General features: G+C 67.2%; 10 protein-coding genes. 4 read left to right on the top strand and 6 right to left on the bottom strand.

Annotated features, from left to right (window positions below; all coding sequences use genetic code 11):
* Positions 1-15 precede the first annotated feature (15 nt).
* From OHZ10_RS27665 to OHZ10_RS27650, 4 genes are all read left to right on the top strand, one after another.
* Positions 16-1,761 carry a ShlB/FhaC/HecB family hemolysin secretion/activation protein gene (locus OHZ10_RS27665; RefSeq protein WP_342704973.1) on the top strand — a complete coding sequence of 582 codons (1,746 nt, stop codon included), beginning with the start codon at positions 16-18 and terminating at the stop codon, positions 1,759-1,761.
* A gap of 120 nt (positions 1,762-1,881) precedes the next feature.
* A complete protein-coding gene (locus OHZ10_RS27660) occupies positions 1,882-2,520 on the top strand; it encodes a hypothetical protein (RefSeq protein ID WP_342704972.1) in 639 nt (212 codons plus the stop codon).
* Positions 2,521-3,059: 539 nt separating this feature from the next.
* A complete protein-coding gene (gene mprF, locus OHZ10_RS27655; protein WP_342704971.1) occupies positions 3,060-5,654 on the top strand; it encodes a bifunctional lysylphosphatidylglycerol flippase/synthetase MprF in 2,595 nt (864 codons plus the stop codon).
* Complete coding sequence (locus OHZ10_RS27650; RefSeq protein ID WP_059240381.1) at positions 5,651-6,931, top strand: virulence factor family protein; 1,281 nt, start codon at positions 5,651-5,653, stop codon at positions 6,929-6,931. Before mprF ends, OHZ10_RS27650 begins: the two co-directional genes overlap by 4 nt.
* 82 nt (positions 6,932-7,013) lie before the next feature.
* On the opposite strand, the gene OHZ10_RS27645 is transcribed toward OHZ10_RS27650, so the two are convergent.
* The 6 genes from OHZ10_RS27645 to uxuA form a co-directional block, all read right to left on the bottom strand.
* Positions 7,014-7,451 carry a DUF934 domain-containing protein gene (locus OHZ10_RS27645; protein WP_059240382.1) on the bottom strand — a complete coding sequence of 146 codons (438 nt, stop codon included), beginning with the start codon at positions 7,449-7,451 and terminating at the stop codon, positions 7,014-7,016.
* The gene (locus OHZ10_RS27640) at positions 7,448-9,232 is read right to left on the bottom strand and encodes a nitrite/sulfite reductase (RefSeq protein WP_059240383.1); all 1,785 of its coding nucleotides are present in this window, start codon (positions 9,230-9,232) and stop codon (positions 7,448-7,450) included. The genes OHZ10_RS27645 and OHZ10_RS27640 overlap by 4 nt, the downstream gene beginning before the upstream one ends.
* 205 nt (positions 9,233-9,437) lie before the next feature.
* Positions 9,438-9,833, bottom strand: coding sequence for a hypothetical protein (locus tag OHZ10_RS27635; protein WP_174991197.1), 396 nt, complete (start codon positions 9,831-9,833; stop codon positions 9,438-9,440).
* 101 nt (positions 9,834-9,934) lie between these two features.
* Positions 9,935-11,368 (bottom strand): PLP-dependent aminotransferase family protein, encoded by a 1,434-nt coding sequence (locus tag OHZ10_RS27630; protein WP_059240385.1) that lies wholly within the window; start codon positions 11,366-11,368, stop codon positions 9,935-9,937.
* A gap of 130 nt (positions 11,369-11,498) precedes the next feature.
* On the bottom strand, positions 11,499-12,809 hold the full coding sequence (locus OHZ10_RS27625; RefSeq protein ID WP_059240386.1) for an MFS transporter: 1,311 nt from the start codon (positions 12,807-12,809) through the stop codon (positions 11,499-11,501).
* Between the two features lie 71 nt (positions 12,810-12,880).
* Positions 12,881-13,942 (bottom strand): mannonate dehydratase, encoded by a 1,062-nt coding sequence (gene uxuA, locus OHZ10_RS27620; protein ID WP_174991194.1) that lies wholly within the window; start codon positions 13,940-13,942, stop codon positions 12,881-12,883.
* Positions 13,943-14,201: the final 259 nt, after the last annotated feature.

Here is a 14,201-nt window from a genome sequence, read left to right as displayed (position 1 = left end):
CAGAGAAACCAATATATGAAGAAAAAAATCCGGGGAGCCAACCTCGTCGCAGCGTCGGTACTGCTCGCATCGGCCGGAGTCGCGGCGCAATCCCCTTCACCAGGCACGCTACCCGCGAGCAATGATCGGCGCGCTCGCGAGCAGGAAGAAGCGCGCGAACGCGAAAGAACCGTTTCTGCACCTGCGGTTCGTTCATCGGTGACGGAGCGTGTCGCGTTCCCGTCATTGCCGGCCGAAACGCCATGTTTCCGCATCGACCGTTTTACACTCGATGTACCCGATTCACTGCCCAACACGGTGAGAGACCAGGGCGCGTCCGCGCTGCCGATGGATCGCTTCGCCTTCGCGCGCGAGTGGCTCGGCCACTATGAAGGGCAGTGCGTTGGCAAGCAGGGCCTCGATATGCTCGTGAAAGGGCTGTCCCAAGCGATCCTTGCGCGTGGCTACATCACGACGCGCGTGCTTCTGCCCGAGCAGGATCTGTCCGCAGGCACGCTCAAACTAGCGTTGATCCCCGGCGTCATCCGCCACGTGCGCTTCTCCGACGAAAAACTCCGCGGCACCTGGAAGACCGCCTTCCCGAGCAGCGACGGCGACCTCCTGAACCTGCGCGACCTCGAGCAAGGCCTCGAGCAGATGAAACGCGTCTCGAGCCAGGACGTCTCGATGCAGATCGTCCCCGCCGACACGCCGGGCGAAAGTGACGTCGTGCTCGACATCAAGCGCGGCAAACCCTGGACCGTCGTCGCCTCGATCGACAACTCCGGCACACGCGCCACTGGCCGCCTGCAAGGCAACCTGTCGGTCGGCATCGACAACCCGCTTGGCCTGAACGATATCTTCAACATCGGCGTGAGCCAGGATCTCGAACTGGGCGACAAGCGTCTCGGCTCGCACGGCTGGAACGGCTTCTACTCGATCCCGTGGGGCTACTGGACTGCGACGCTGTCGGCGTACACGAACACGTACTACCAGCAGATCGCCGGCGTGAACCAGACCTTTGTCGCGAGCGGCAACTCGAAGACCGTCGACTTCAAGCTGAACCGCGTGCTGTCACGCAGCCAGAACGACGTGTTCGGCGCGCAATTCCGGCTGTCGCGCCGCTTCGGCCAGAGCTTCATCGAAGACACGGAAATCCCGCAGCAGCGCCGCAACAACACGTTCATCGAGATCGGCCTGACCGATCGTCATTACTTCGGCGGCGCGCAGTTCGACGGGATGCTCGCGTACCGGCAGGGCATCGGCGCATTCGGCGCGCAGGACGACATCCTGGTAGCCGAAGGCGGCCCGACCTACCGCTACCGGATGGCCGTGCTCGACGCAAACCTGCAGGTGCCGTTCGCTATAGCGAAACAGCCGTTCCGCTATGTCGGCACCTTCCACGGTCAATACACGGGCAACACGCTGTACTACATCGACGACCTGACGATCGGCAGCCGCTACACGGTGCGCGGTTTCGATGGGGAGACGATGCTGGCAGCCGCGCGCGGGTTCTACTGGCGCAACGAGTTGCAGATGCCGATCGGTCAGACGGGGCAGGCCGTCTACGCAGGGCTCGATTACGGTCGCGTGTGGGGGGCGCAGCCTGTCGCGCTGGTCGGCACGCAACTGGCCGGTGCGGTGATCGGCGTGAAGGGAAGCGTCGGTACGCGATTCGGCGCTTATGCGTACGACCTGTTCGCGGGTACGCCAGTCTACAAGCCATCGGGTTTCCCGACCGCGCGCGTGACGTTCGGCTTCCAGCTGACGGCGCAGTTTTGACAGTGACGGCCGTGTGACGGAAGGCGGGTGTAGACCGCCAGGAGGGGAATGACCCGCATCGATCAACCAACGCATGCAATATCAGTAATTAGCAGTATTTAACAATAGAGGAAGAAAGAAATGAAAATGAATCGACTGTGCTTGGCAACCGTGATCGGAGCGGTGGTACTGCTGGCGGGATGCGGCGGTGGCGATGGTGACGGTAGCGGCGCCACCACAACCGCAACCGGTAACAGCAGCAGCAGCAACAGCAACAACAACAACAACAACAACGGTTCGACCGGTGCGGCGACGGATACCACGTCGACCGATCAAACCGCCACATTCAAGTGTCCGAGCGGCTACAAGTCGATACAGTTGGCGAAGAGCACGATCCCGAATGCAACCATGACGCTCGTGACCGACGACGGCGTGGCGACATATACGTTCAAGACGCCGCAGGATGGCGTAGTCCGCGACGGGACGGTGTGTCTGGGCAAGCCCGATCCGGTTCCCGCGGGCGTGCAGGCCGACGTGATCTACGAGATCAAGACATATGGCGGTTTCTATGAAATGCCCGACCGGAAACTGACCCTGAACTTCACGTCGAACCTCATTCCCGATCCGTCCCCGCCGGTTGTTGAACTGGCAGACGTATCGAGCGGAACGGTCACGTACAAGCCGGCGATCCAGGGGAGCCTCATTTCGACTCCGCCGAATTTCAGCCTGAGCGCCTATCCGAACGCTCCCGGTTTGTATGTGGTTCGCCTGAAACGGTAGGCGCTGCGCCTGGCCGTGGCGAGCGTCCGGTTTCGTCTTTCTGACGACTTGGCGCGTTGAGCCGCGGCCATCATGGGGTCACTATTTAGTGGATATCGGATCGCCCCAGCATCCCGGCACGCTTGGGCAGTGAAGGGCCGGCAAAACAGGATCAGCTTGCTCGAAAACATTTGACCCTATTAACGAAACCCGCCCGGCTTGCGGATTCGTGCTCGTCGCGGCGCATCGTTCGGGCAATTTTCTCCGAAATGCATCACAAGTTATTCATCCGATGAAAAATCCCCGCCAGTTCCCGGTATGATGCGCACCTCGCGCGTGATCGATCGCCGACTTTGATACGACATTGATACACGCAGCGCTACAAATCCGCACAACGAGCGCGTGAAAGATTTTGTAATATAAGACCCGTATACTTGTAAGTTCTGATTCAGGCGCTCCCTGCCTTTTCTTCCGGCCGACCGCCCACGCAGAACAACCAGATTCGTCGCCGCCTGGCCCTCTTGCGCCGCGACACGCTATGCATCACCACTGAACAACTTATGTCTTCCCGCCACTCAGGTTCGCCCGGCCGTGCCGCGGCGGCGATCGCCCGTGCCCGGGCGCTGATCCGCAACGAGCGCGTGCTGTCGCCGCTGCTCGCGCTCGGCATCGGCCTGCTGCTGATCGTGGTTTTCCAGCATCTGTCGGAATCCGTCGACTACCGGTCGGTGATCCGCCAGTTGCGTCACATGTCCGTCGGCGAGTGGGGCGCGTCGCTGGCCGCGACGGCCCTCAGCTATCTCGCGCTCGTCGCCCGCGATGCGGTCGGCCTGCGTTATGTCGGCGCGAAGGTGCCGCGCGTCGCGCTGTGGATCGGCGCGATTGCCGGGTCCGCGCTCGGTAACGCCACCGGCTTCGGCGCGCTGACGGGCGGTGCGGTCCGCGCCCGCGTGTACGGCGTGTCGGGCGTCACGCCCGCCCAGATCGGCCGGATGACGGTATTCACGAGCGGCACGCTGGCGCTCGCGATGGTGTTGATGACGGCGGTCGGCATGGTCTGCGTGCCGGAGGCGCTCGCCGCGATGCTGCACGTCGCGCCCGGCGTGCTCACGTGGACCGGCGCCGCGCTGCTCGTGCTGCTGGCCGCGATGGTCGTGATGTGCGGCAACGCCGCGCGCCCGGTCGTCACGCGCTTCAAGTGGCTGTCGTTCGACGTGCCCGCGCGGCGCGATCTCGTCGCGCAGGTCGTCTACGCGGTGCTCGACGTCGTTGCAGCGGGCCTGACGCTGTGGGTGCTGCTGCCGGCCGCGCCGGTCGGCTTCCCGACCTTCATTACTGTCTACGCGGCCGCATTGCTGCTCGGGATGATCGGTCATACGCCGGGCGGGATCGGCGTGTTCGAAGCCGCGATGGTGTTCACGCTGGGCCGCGAAGTGCCCGCGCACGCGATGGTCGCCGCGCTGATCGCCTATCGCGCGATCTACTTCGGCGTGCCGCTTGTGCTGTCGGCCGGCCTGCTGGCCGGCTTCGAGGGCCGCGCGCTGCGGCGCCGGCTCGTCACGCGGCAGGCCGTGCGCGTGTCGCAGCTCGCACCGGTGTTCCTGAGCCTCGTAACGTTCGCAGTGGGCGGGATGCTGGTGATCTCGAGCGCGACCCCCGCGTTCTGGCACCGGATCGCGATCCTGCGCCACATCGTGCCGCTGTGGGTGCTCGAAGGCTCGCAGGTGATCTGCAGCGTGCTCGGCGTCGCGCTGCTGTTCGTCGCGCGCGGGCTGCTGCGGCGGCTCGACGGCGCGTGGTGGATGACCTTCGCGTTGACGCTCGCGAGCCTCGCGCTGTCGCTCGCGAAGGGCCTCGCGTTCGTCGAGGCCGGCGTGCTCGGGACGCTGCTCGTGCTGCTGCTCGTCAGCCGGCGCCGTTTCAACCGCCATTCGTCGCTGCTCGCCGAGCGCTTCACGGTGAGCTGGTTCGTGTCGGTGACGATGGTACTGATGCTGGCCGTGTGGGTGCTGTTCTTCGCGTTCCGCGACGTGCCGTACACGCGCGAGCTGTGGTCGCATTTCTCGTTCGATGCGCGCGCGCCGCGTGCGCTGCGCGCCACGCTCGCGTCCGGCGTGTTCGTTGCGCTGTTCGCGCTGTGGCAATTGCTGCGTCCGGCGCCGGGCCGCTTCGTGAAGCCGGTGCCGCAGGACCTGTTCGACGCCGAACGGATCATCCGCGCGCAGGAGTGCAGCGATGCGGGCCTCGCGTTGATGGGCGACAAGTCGTTCCTGTTCTCGGAAACGCGCCAGGCCTTCCTGATGTACGCGAAGAACGGCCGCACGTGGGCCGCGCTGCACGATCCGGTCGGGCCGCGGGAAGAATGGCCGGCGCTGATCAGCAAGTTCATCGCGCTCGCTCACGCGCACAGCGGTCGCGCGGCGTTCTACCAGGTGCGCGCGAACGCGCTGCCGCTGTATCTCGATGCGGGCCTCACGCTGATGAAGCTCGGCGAGGAAGCTCATATCGCGCTCGACCAGTTCGACCTGAAGGGTTCGAACCGTTCGCACCTGCGTTACGCGCTGCGTCGCGGCGACAAGGACGCGCTGGCGATCGAGGTGATCGCGCCGGGCGACGTGCCGGCCGCGCTGCCGGCGCTGCGCGGCATTTCCGACGGCTGGCTCGACAGCCGCGATGCGCGCGAGAAGAGTTTCTCGGTGGCCGCGTTCCACGACGGTTATCTCGCGACGCAGTCGGTGATGCTCGTGCGGCAGGCCGACAAGCCGATCGCGTTCGTCACGTTCATGACGACCGACCTCAACACCGAGGCGACGGTCGGCGTGATGCGCCATCTGCCGGACGCGTCGCCGTACGCGATGGAGTATCTGTTCACGCAGCTCGCGCTGCATCTGAAGGAAGCGGGTTACCGCAAGCTGAGCCTGGGCATCGCGCCGTTCTCGGGGATGGGGGCGGCGAAGATGCCGTCGCCGTGGCACCGGCTCGGCCTGATGGTCTGGCGCTTCGGCGGCCGCTTCTACAACTTCCGCGGCTTGCGCGCTTTCAAGAGCAAGTTCGAACCGCACTGGGAGCCGCGTTACCTCGCGGCCTCGGGCTCGGTCGGCGTGTTTGTCACGCTGGCGGATCTGTCATTGCTGGCTGGAGGTCGGCGTTCATGATGTTGACGAAGGGAATCGCGCGGGCGGCAGCCGCCTGCGCGGGAATGATGCTGGCCAGCGCCGCGTGCGCCGCGCAGCCGGCCGCAGGGAAAGCCGAAACCGTGTCGGGCGGCCGCTACGGCCCCGTTACCGTGACCAAGCCGAGCGGGCCGCTGCGCGGTTTCGTCGTGCTGTTCTCGCGTGAGGCCGGCTGGAATGCCGCCGATCAGCAGGCAGCCGATGCGCTCGCGAAAGCCGGGGCGATGACGGTCGGCGTCGATTCCGAGCGTTACGCGGCAAATCTCGCTGCGAAGCAGGAGACCTGCCACCACCTCGACGGCGACGCCGAGGCGGTCAGCCACCAGCTCGAGCGTCTGGCACAGTCGTCGCGTTATTTCACGCCGATCGTCGCGGGCGTGGGCCAGGGCGGCGCGATCGCGAAGCAGATCCTGTCGATGGCGCCGGAGAACACGATCGCCGGTGTCGTTTCGGTCGGTCCGGGCGTGAAGCTCGATCCGCGCTTCAAGCCGTGCCCGCCCGATCCGACGATCGTGCGCCGCGCGATGCCGGGCTTCGTCGAAACGGCCGCCGCGGGCGACACCGCGAAGCTCGTGTCGCTCGTTACGTCGCACCTGCGCGACACCAGCAGCGGCGACGAACTCGACGTGTCGGATCTGCCGCTCGTCGAGCTGCCCGCCAGAGGCGGCAGCGACCGGCTCGCGATCGTGATCTCCGGCGACGGCGGCTGGCGCGATCTCGACAAGACGATCGCCGAGGCGCTGCAGCGCGACGGCGTGTCGGTGGTCGGCATCGACAGCCTGCGCTACTTCTGGAGCGAGAAGCCGCCCGCGCAAGTGAGCCGCGATCTGGCGCGCGTGATGCGCACCTACATGGCGCGCTGGCATGCGGGCCGCGTGGCGCTGGTCGGCTACTCGTTCGGTGCCGACGTGATGCCGTTCGCGTACAACCGGCTGCCGGCCGACCTGCGCGACAAGGTTGCGGTGATGTCGTTGCTCGGCTTCGCGCCGTCCGCCGATTTCCAGATCCGCGTGACGGGCTGGCTCGGCATGCCCGCGAGCGACAAGGCGCTGAAGGTCGCGCCGGAAATCGCGCAGGTGCCGCCGCAGCTGGTGCAGTGCTTCTACGGGGCCGAAGAGAAGGACACGATGTGCCCGGCGCTCGCGAATACGGGCGCCGACGTGATCAAGACGCAGGGCGATCACCACTTCGGCCGCGACTACATCGCGCTCGAGAAGAAGATCCTCGGCGCGTTCGGCAAGCCGGCAGCGGCGCGCTGACCGCCGGCGGCGCCCGCGTGACGGCGGGCGCCGGCCGGTTAGCTTCCGGTTCATCGTACGGGCGGCCAGCGAGCCGCCCGTTTCATTTTCCTGCCTGCGCCGCCGCGTCCTGCGGCGGCATCGCCGTTCTCGCATCGCGCTGGTAGAAGCCCGGAAACCGGTCGAGCTGCCGCCGGGCGGCCGCGATATCGGTGTCGTCGCCGAGCACCGCGCTCGAGAACCCCGTGCGTTCCATCAGCAGCAACTGGTCGACCAGTACTTCGCCGGTCGCGCGCAGGTCGCCGGCGAAGCCGTAGCGCTTGCGCAGCAGGTACGCCTGGCTGTACGCGCGGCCGTCGGTGAACGACGGAAACTGCAGGTCGATCCGCGTGACTTGCGCGATCCGCGCGGCGAGCGGCGGCAGTTCCTCGTCGTTGCCGATCGTCAGCGTCGCATCGTCGGGCGGCGGCGTGTCGCCCGCGTGTTCGGCCGGTGTCAGCAGGCGGAGGCGCGCGTGCGTGTTCGAAGTCGCTTGATTCATGCGTGCTCCACCGGATGACGCGCGTGGTTCGCGGCAGCCTTGAAGGGTTCCGCGCCGATGCGGCGCACCGTGTCGATGAATCGTTCGCTGCGGCCGTTCGCGTCGATCCGCGCGTCGAGGTACGCGTTGACGAGCGCATCGACGACATCGACGATCTCGTCCGCCGAGAACGACGGGCCGATCACCTTGCCCGGCTGCGCGGGGCCGCTCGCGGTCGAGCCGTCCGATCCGCCGAGCGTGACCTGGTACCACTCCGCGCCGTCCTTGTCGACGCCGAGGATGCCGAGGTGGCCGCTGTGATGATGGCCGCACGAGTTGATGCAGCCGCTGATGTGCAGGTCGATGTCGCCGATGTCGTGCAGCAGGTCGAGATCCTGGAAGCGCTCGGTGATCGCATCGGCGACCGGGATCGAGCGCGCGTTCGCGAGCGCGCAGAAATCGCCGCCCGGGCACGCGATCATGTCGGTCAGCAGACCGACGTTCGCGCTGGCCAGCCCGATCGCCCGTGCGTTCTCCCACAGCAGGAACAGGTCGTCGACGTGCACCCACGGCAGCACGACGTTCTGCGTGTGCGTGACGCGCGCTTCCCCGGCCGAGAAGCGGTCGGCAAGCTCGGCGAGCGCGTCGAGCTGATCGGGCGATGCATCGCCTGGCGCCTGCAGGCGGCGCTTGAACGACAGCGTGACGATGCGCAGCGCCGGGTCGCGATGCGCGGCGACGTTGCGGGCGAGCCAGCGTGCGAACGCCGGATGTCGGGCCGCCTGCGCGAAGACGCGTGCGTTCGCATCGGACAGGTCCAGCGTGCGCGCCTTGAGCCGCGGCGGGACGAACGACGCGGCGACGCGATCGAACTCGGCCTGCGGGATCGTGTGCGGGCCGCCGTCGAGGACGACGATCTGGCGGAACTCCTCCTCGACGTCGTCGATGTAGCGCTGCCCCTCGGTCTTCACGAGGATCTTGATGCGTGCCTTGTACTTGTTGTCGCGGCGCCCGTAGCGGTTGTACACGCGGACGATCGCCTCGATGTAGTTCATCACGTGCTGCCACGGCAGGAACGCGCGCAGTAGCGTCGCGATCATCGGCGTGCGGCCCATGCCGCCGCCGACGCTCACGCGAAAACCGAGCGCGCCCGTGTCGTCGCGCACGAGCTTCAGCCCGACGTCGTGCCAGTCGGTCGCCGCGCGGTCTTCGGTGGCACCGGTGATCGCGATCTTGAACTTGCGCGGCAGGAATGCGAACTCGGGGTGGAGCGTCGTCCACTGGCGCATCACTTCGGCGAACGGGCGCGGGTCGGCGATCTCGTCCGGCGCGACACCCGCGCGTTCGTCGCACGAGATATTGCGGATGCAATTGCCGCTCGTCTGGATGCCGTGCATGTCGACGGTCGCAAGCAGGTCCATCACGTCGGCCGCCTTCGCAAGCGGAATCCAGTTGAACTGCACGTTGGTGCGTGTCGTGAAGTGCGCGCTGCGGGTCGGCAGGCGCAACGTGCCGAGCACTGCCTGTGCGTCGCATGCGGTGCGGTAGGTGGCATCGTCGGGCACGTCGTAGTCGCGCGCGATCCGCGCCAGCACGCGAAGCTGCGCGCTCGACAGCTCGCCGTACGGCACGGCGACGCGCAGCATCGGCGCATGGCGTTGCACATACCAGCCGTTCTGCAGCCGCAGCGGCCGGAACGCGTCTTCACTCAGCGTGCCGTGCTGCCAGCGCTCGAGCTGGTCGCGGAACTGGGCAGCGCGGCTGTGCACGAGCGCCCGGTCGAAATCGGTATATCGATACATGACGTGATACGCGAGAGGCGCCGCGGCGTGGATTGCGCGCGGCGCAAAGAGACGTTGCGACGGGTGTCAGGCAACGGAAGACAGCGTAGGGAACGCGGTGCGGCGGGACAAGCAGCAGATCGGAACGAAAAAGGCGCAGCAGATGGCCGGCGACACGCAGGCGCCGGCGTGGAGGGGCGGGCATGCGACCCTGCCCGTGGCGCGGTTAAACGCTGGCGTCGACGACGAGCGCCGGATCGAGCGCTCGAATGCGCTGGTCGATGAAGTAACCGCCGCCCTCCTGGTAACGCAGGAACAAACGGCTGCACGAGCGGCAGCGGCTGACGCTGCAGCGGTTGTACGGGAAATGGCGCAGCGCGATCGGCGCGTCGTCCGACGCATAGCGCGTGCCGGCCGGATGATATTCCGCATAGGTCGGTTCGGCATCGCCGGGCGGCACGAGCGTGGCGACCTCGGTCAGTTGCGCATCCTGCAGCGACAGCGGCAGGGTCGTCCAGCCGGCGAGCGAGGTCTTCGTGCACGTGCACGACTGCGTGACGTGTGCCGCGTCGGCCGTCAGTTTCAACAGTGCATCGTGATCGAGGTAAGGCAGTTGGCTCATGGAAAATCGTGAAGGAGCGGCGGGATCAGCAATGTAACCCGCCCGCGGATTGCCTGCATGGCCGCGCCGCAGGCGGCGCGCACCTCACGTACCGTGGGCGGTCAGCCTGCCTTGCGGACTGACGGCTGCGCGACCAGTTCGCCGAGCACGCGGATCGCGCGCTCGATGTCGCGGCTCCACGGGTGGCCGAAGTTCACGCGCACGCAGCGCTCGAAGCCATGCGCGGCCGAAAACAGCGGCCCCGGTGCGAAGCTGATGCCGCGTGCGATCGCCTGGCGATGCAGTTCCATCGCGTCGATCGGATCGGGAAACGCGAGCCACAGGAAGTACCCGCCGTCGGGCCGCACCCACTCGACGCCGGGCGGCAGCCAGCGCCGCAGCGCGTCGTCCATCCGGTCGAGCTGTGCGTGCAGCGCGCCGCGCAGTTTGCGCAAGTGCCGGTCGTAGCCACCGTGTTCGAGATAGTTCGCGATGCCGGCCTGTGCGGGAATGCTGGCCGACAGCGTCGTCATCAGCTTGAGCCGCTGCACCCGCTCGGCGAAGCGGCCGGCGGCGGCCCAGCCGATCCGGTAGCCGGGCGCAAGCGTCTTCGAGAACGAACTGCAGTGCATCACGAGGCCGTGACGGTCGAACGCGCGCGCGGGCAGCGGATAGTCGGGGCCGAAATGCAGCTCGCCGTACACGTCGTCCTCGATCAACGGCACCTCGCGCGCCGCGAGCATGTCGACGAGTGCGCGTTTCTTGTCGGCGGACAGCGTGACGCCGGTCGGATTCTGGAAATTGGTCATGAACCAGCACGCGCGGATGTCGTGCCGGTCGAGCGCGTTCGCCAGCGCATCGAGATCGAGGCCGGTGCGCGGATCGACGGGAATCTCGACCGCGCGCAGGTCGAGCCGTTCGATCGCCTGCAGCGCCGCATAGAAGCCGGGCGCTTCGACCGCGACGACGTCGCCGGGCCGCGTGACCGCCATCAGGCACAGGTTCAGCGCTTCGAGCGCGCCGTTCGTGACGACGATCTCGTCGATCGGCTGCGAGATGCCGGTGGCGAGATAGCGCCGGGCGATCTGCTGGCGCAGCGCCTCGTTGCCGGGCGGCAGGTCGACGACCGTGCTCCACGGGCTCACGAGCCGCGTGGCCTGCGCGAGCGATTTCGCCAGGCGCGGCAGCGGAAACAGTTGCGGCGCCGGGAATGCGGAACCGAGCGGCACGATGCCGGGTTGTGTGGCCGCGTCGAGCACCGAGAACACGAGGTTGCTGATGTCGACCTTGCGCGTGGCGCCGGCGCGGCTCGCGCGGCGTTTCGTCGCCGGGCTCGCCGCCGGCTTTGCGCCCGGCGCGACGTAGTAGCCCGAGCGTTCGCGTGCGCGGATCAATCCCCACTGTTCGAGCTGGTAATACGCGCGGAACACCGTCGACTGGCTCACGCCGTGCTGCGCGATGATCTGCCGCAGCGACGGCAGGCGCGTGCCGACGGCAAGGTTGCCGTTGCGGATCTCGTCGGCGATCGTGTGGGCGAGGGTTTCGTAGCGTTTCATCGGCGTGGACGGAGGGCGTCGCCGCCGCGCGCGGGCCGGAGTGGCGCCGCGCCGGCGGGCGCGGGTCATTGTCCGATGCGCGCTTCGAAAAGGAAAGCGCGGCGCGCGTCAGCCGCGCTGTCCTGCTGCGTCACGCCGCGTTCGGCTCCGCATTCCGCCCGTTCTCGCGGCCGCGCAGCGGCGGCAGCGGCTCGACCTTGCCGACGATGAACAGGTACGACAGCGCGCCGACCACGCACAGCACGCCGGCCACCGCGAGCGGCACGACGAACGAACCCTTCGTGATCGACAGCATCACGCCGGTGAACGTCGTGATGAAGATCCCCGCGAGATTGCCCGCGAAGTTCTGGATGCCGCCGATCGACGCGACGTGCGCGGGCGTCGGCGCGATTTCGCCGACGAGCGTCCACACGTTGGCGCCCGCGAACGACAGGCTTGCATACGCGAGCGCGAACAGCCCGAGGCACGCCCACACGTTTTCGACGAATGCCGACAGTGCGATCGACGACGACATCAGCATCCCGAGCACGAGGCAGGTCTTGCGCGCGGCGGTCGCGCTCCAGCCGCGCCGGAACAGGCTGTCCGACACGTAGCCGCCGAGCCAGCCGCCGGGAATCGCGAGCAGTGCGGGCAGCATGCCCCATGTGCCGAGCGACGCGAGCGAGAAGCCGCGCGACTGCAGCAGGTAGCTCGGGAACCACGTGATGAAGAAGTAGATCGCGAAGTTCAGGCAGAACAGGCCGATCATCATCCCCCACACCGTGCGGTAGCGGAACAGGTCGAGCCACGACACCCTGGGGCCGTCGGTTGCGGCCGCAACGACCGGTGTGCTGCGTTGCGCGAGCAGCGCATCGACGGCATCCGGCGCGATCGCACGGTAGCGTTCCGGGTCGCGATAGACGAACCACCACGCCAGCGCCCACACGATGCCGATACCGCCCGTGATCACGAACGACCCGCGCCAGCCGACGATCGAGATCAGCCACGCGACGAGCGGCAGCGACAGTGCGGAGCCGACGCGCGAGCCGCTGTCGAAGATGCTGCTTGCCAGGCCGCGCTCGCTGCGCGGGAACCAGTTGAACGCGACTTTCGCGAACGACGGGATCGCGGCCGCTTCGCCGACGCCGAGCATCAGCCGCACGCCGACCAGTTGCGCGAGGCCGCGCGCGGCGCCCGTCGCGACGGTGAACACCGACCACCAGCCGACCGCCAGCGCGAGGCTCACGCGCACGCCGACCTTGTCGATGAACCAGCCGGCCGGCAGTTGCAGGAACGCGTAGGTCCAGAAGAACGCGCTTAGCACGAGGCCCATGCCGACCGCGTCGAGGCCGAGGTCGGCGCGGATGCTGGGCGCCGCGATCGCGAGGTTCGCGCGGTCGATGAAGTTGATGACGTTGGCCAGGAAGCACATCAGGATCATGGCCCATCGGATGCGTGGCATGCGGTGTCTCCGCGCGGAATGTCGTGACGGGCGACCGGCGATCCGCAGCGCCGGCCGCCTCGAAGGGCGAATTACGGCGTTGCTTGCGGCGTGCGGTCGAACTTCGCGAGCGCTTCCCACAGGCCGTTCAGGTAGACCGCGCCAAGCGCGCGGTCGTAGAGGCCATAGCCGGGCTTGCCGGTTTCGCCCCAGATCATGCGGCCGTGGTCGGGGCGCACGTAGCCGGTGAAGCCGGTGTCGTGGTACGCCTTCACGATCGCGGCGATGTCGAGCGAGCCGCAACTCGACAGGTGCGCGGTTTCCTCGAAATCGCCGTTCGCGTCGACCTTCACGTTGCGGATGTGTGCGAAATGGATGCGGCCCATCGCGCCGAACTCGCGCACCAGCGCTTCGACGTCGTTCTGCGGGCCCGCGCCGAGCGAGCCTGAGCACAGCGTCAGCCCGTTCGCGGGCGAATCGACGATGCGCACGATCCGCGCGAGATCGTCGCGGTTCTTCACGATGCGCGGCAGCCCGAAGATCGGGCGCGGCGGATCGTCGGGGTGGATCGCCATCTTCACGCCGGCTTCCTCGGCGACGGGGATGATCGCCTTCAGGAAGTATTCGAGGTTGGCCCACAGCGCGGCTTCGTCGACGTCGCGATAGTCGGCGAGCAGCGCCTGCAGCTGTTCCGGCCGGTAGCTCGAATCCCAGCCGGGCAGCGCGATGCCGTCGTTCGGGTCGATCCGGTCGACGGCGTCGGTGCTGAACGCGAGGCAGGTCGAGCCGTCGCCGAGCGTCTTCGACAACTCGGTACGCGTCCAGTCGAACACGGGCATGAAGTTGTAGCAGATGACGCGGATGCCGGCCGCGCCGAGATGGCGGATCGTCTGCCGGTAGTGGTCGATCAGGCGGTCGCGGCCCGGCTTGCCGAGCTTGATGTCCTCGTGCACGGGCACCGATTCGACGACTTCGAACTGCAGGCCGGCGCGTTCGATCGTCGCCTTCAGCGCATCGATCTTGTGCGCGGGCCAGACTTCGCCCACCGGTTCGTCGTAGATCGCGGACACGATATGCGTGACGCCCGGGATCTGGCGGATGTATTGCAGCGAGACCGGATCGGACTCGCCGTACCAACGGAAAGACATCTTCACTGGAGCGGCTCCTGGCTGGGCGGTTCATGCACGGACGACCGGGCGGCAGCGTGCCGGCCCGTCGTCGGTGTGTGCGGATTATGATTGGTATGCCAGTTATGTTGGATAGTGGTTTACCAGTTGTCCGGACCGGTAAGGGCCGGCGCGACGCTTCCGGGTCGAGCCTGCAACACCGGCCGAAGGGCCAATCCGGATGCGGGCCGGAATTGGTGTACCATTTTGTCGATCCGGCGCCGCGACGGCGCCAGCCAGCCCGTTG

Source organism: Burkholderia arboris, assembly GCF_038723655.1.
Classification (GTDB): Bacteria; Pseudomonadota; Gammaproteobacteria; order Burkholderiales; family Burkholderiaceae; genus Burkholderia; species Burkholderia arboris.
Note: the sequence above shows the minus strand (reverse complement) of the source record. Positions and strands in the feature narration are given on the sequence as shown.

What these genes read in the sequence shown, in the direction of transcription:
- OHZ10_RS27660 (WP_342704972.1), top strand. Translation starts at nt 1,882, where the DNA reads ATGAAAATGAATCGACTGTGCTTGGCAACCGTGATCGGAGCGGTGGTA.
- OHZ10_RS27665 (WP_342704973.1), top strand. Translation starts at nt 16, where the DNA reads ATGAAGAAAAAAATCCGGGGAGCCAACCTCGTCGCAGCGTCGGTACTG.
- OHZ10_RS27625 (WP_059240386.1), bottom strand. Translation starts at nt 12,809, where the DNA reads ATGCCACGCATCCGATGGGCCATGATCCTGATGTGCTTCCTGGCCAAC.
- OHZ10_RS27635 (WP_174991197.1), bottom strand. Translation starts at nt 9,833, where the DNA reads ATGAGCCAACTGCCTTACCTCGATCACGATGCACTGTTGAAACTGACG.
- mprF (WP_342704971.1), top strand. Translation starts at nt 3,060, where the DNA reads ATGTCTTCCCGCCACTCAGGTTCGCCCGGCCGTGCCGCGGCGGCGATC.
- OHZ10_RS27650 (WP_059240381.1), top strand. Translation starts at nt 5,651, where the DNA reads ATGATGTTGACGAAGGGAATCGCGCGGGCGGCAGCCGCCTGCGCGGGA.
- OHZ10_RS27645 (WP_059240382.1), bottom strand. Translation starts at nt 7,451, where the DNA reads ATGAATCAAGCGACTTCGAACACGCACGCGCGCCTCCGCCTGCTGACA.
- OHZ10_RS27630 (WP_059240385.1), bottom strand. Translation starts at nt 11,368, where the DNA reads ATGAAACGCTACGAAACCCTCGCCCACACGATCGCCGACGAGATCCGC.
- OHZ10_RS27640 (WP_059240383.1), bottom strand. Translation starts at nt 9,232, where the DNA reads ATGTATCGATATACCGATTTCGACCGGGCGCTCGTGCACAGCCGCGCT.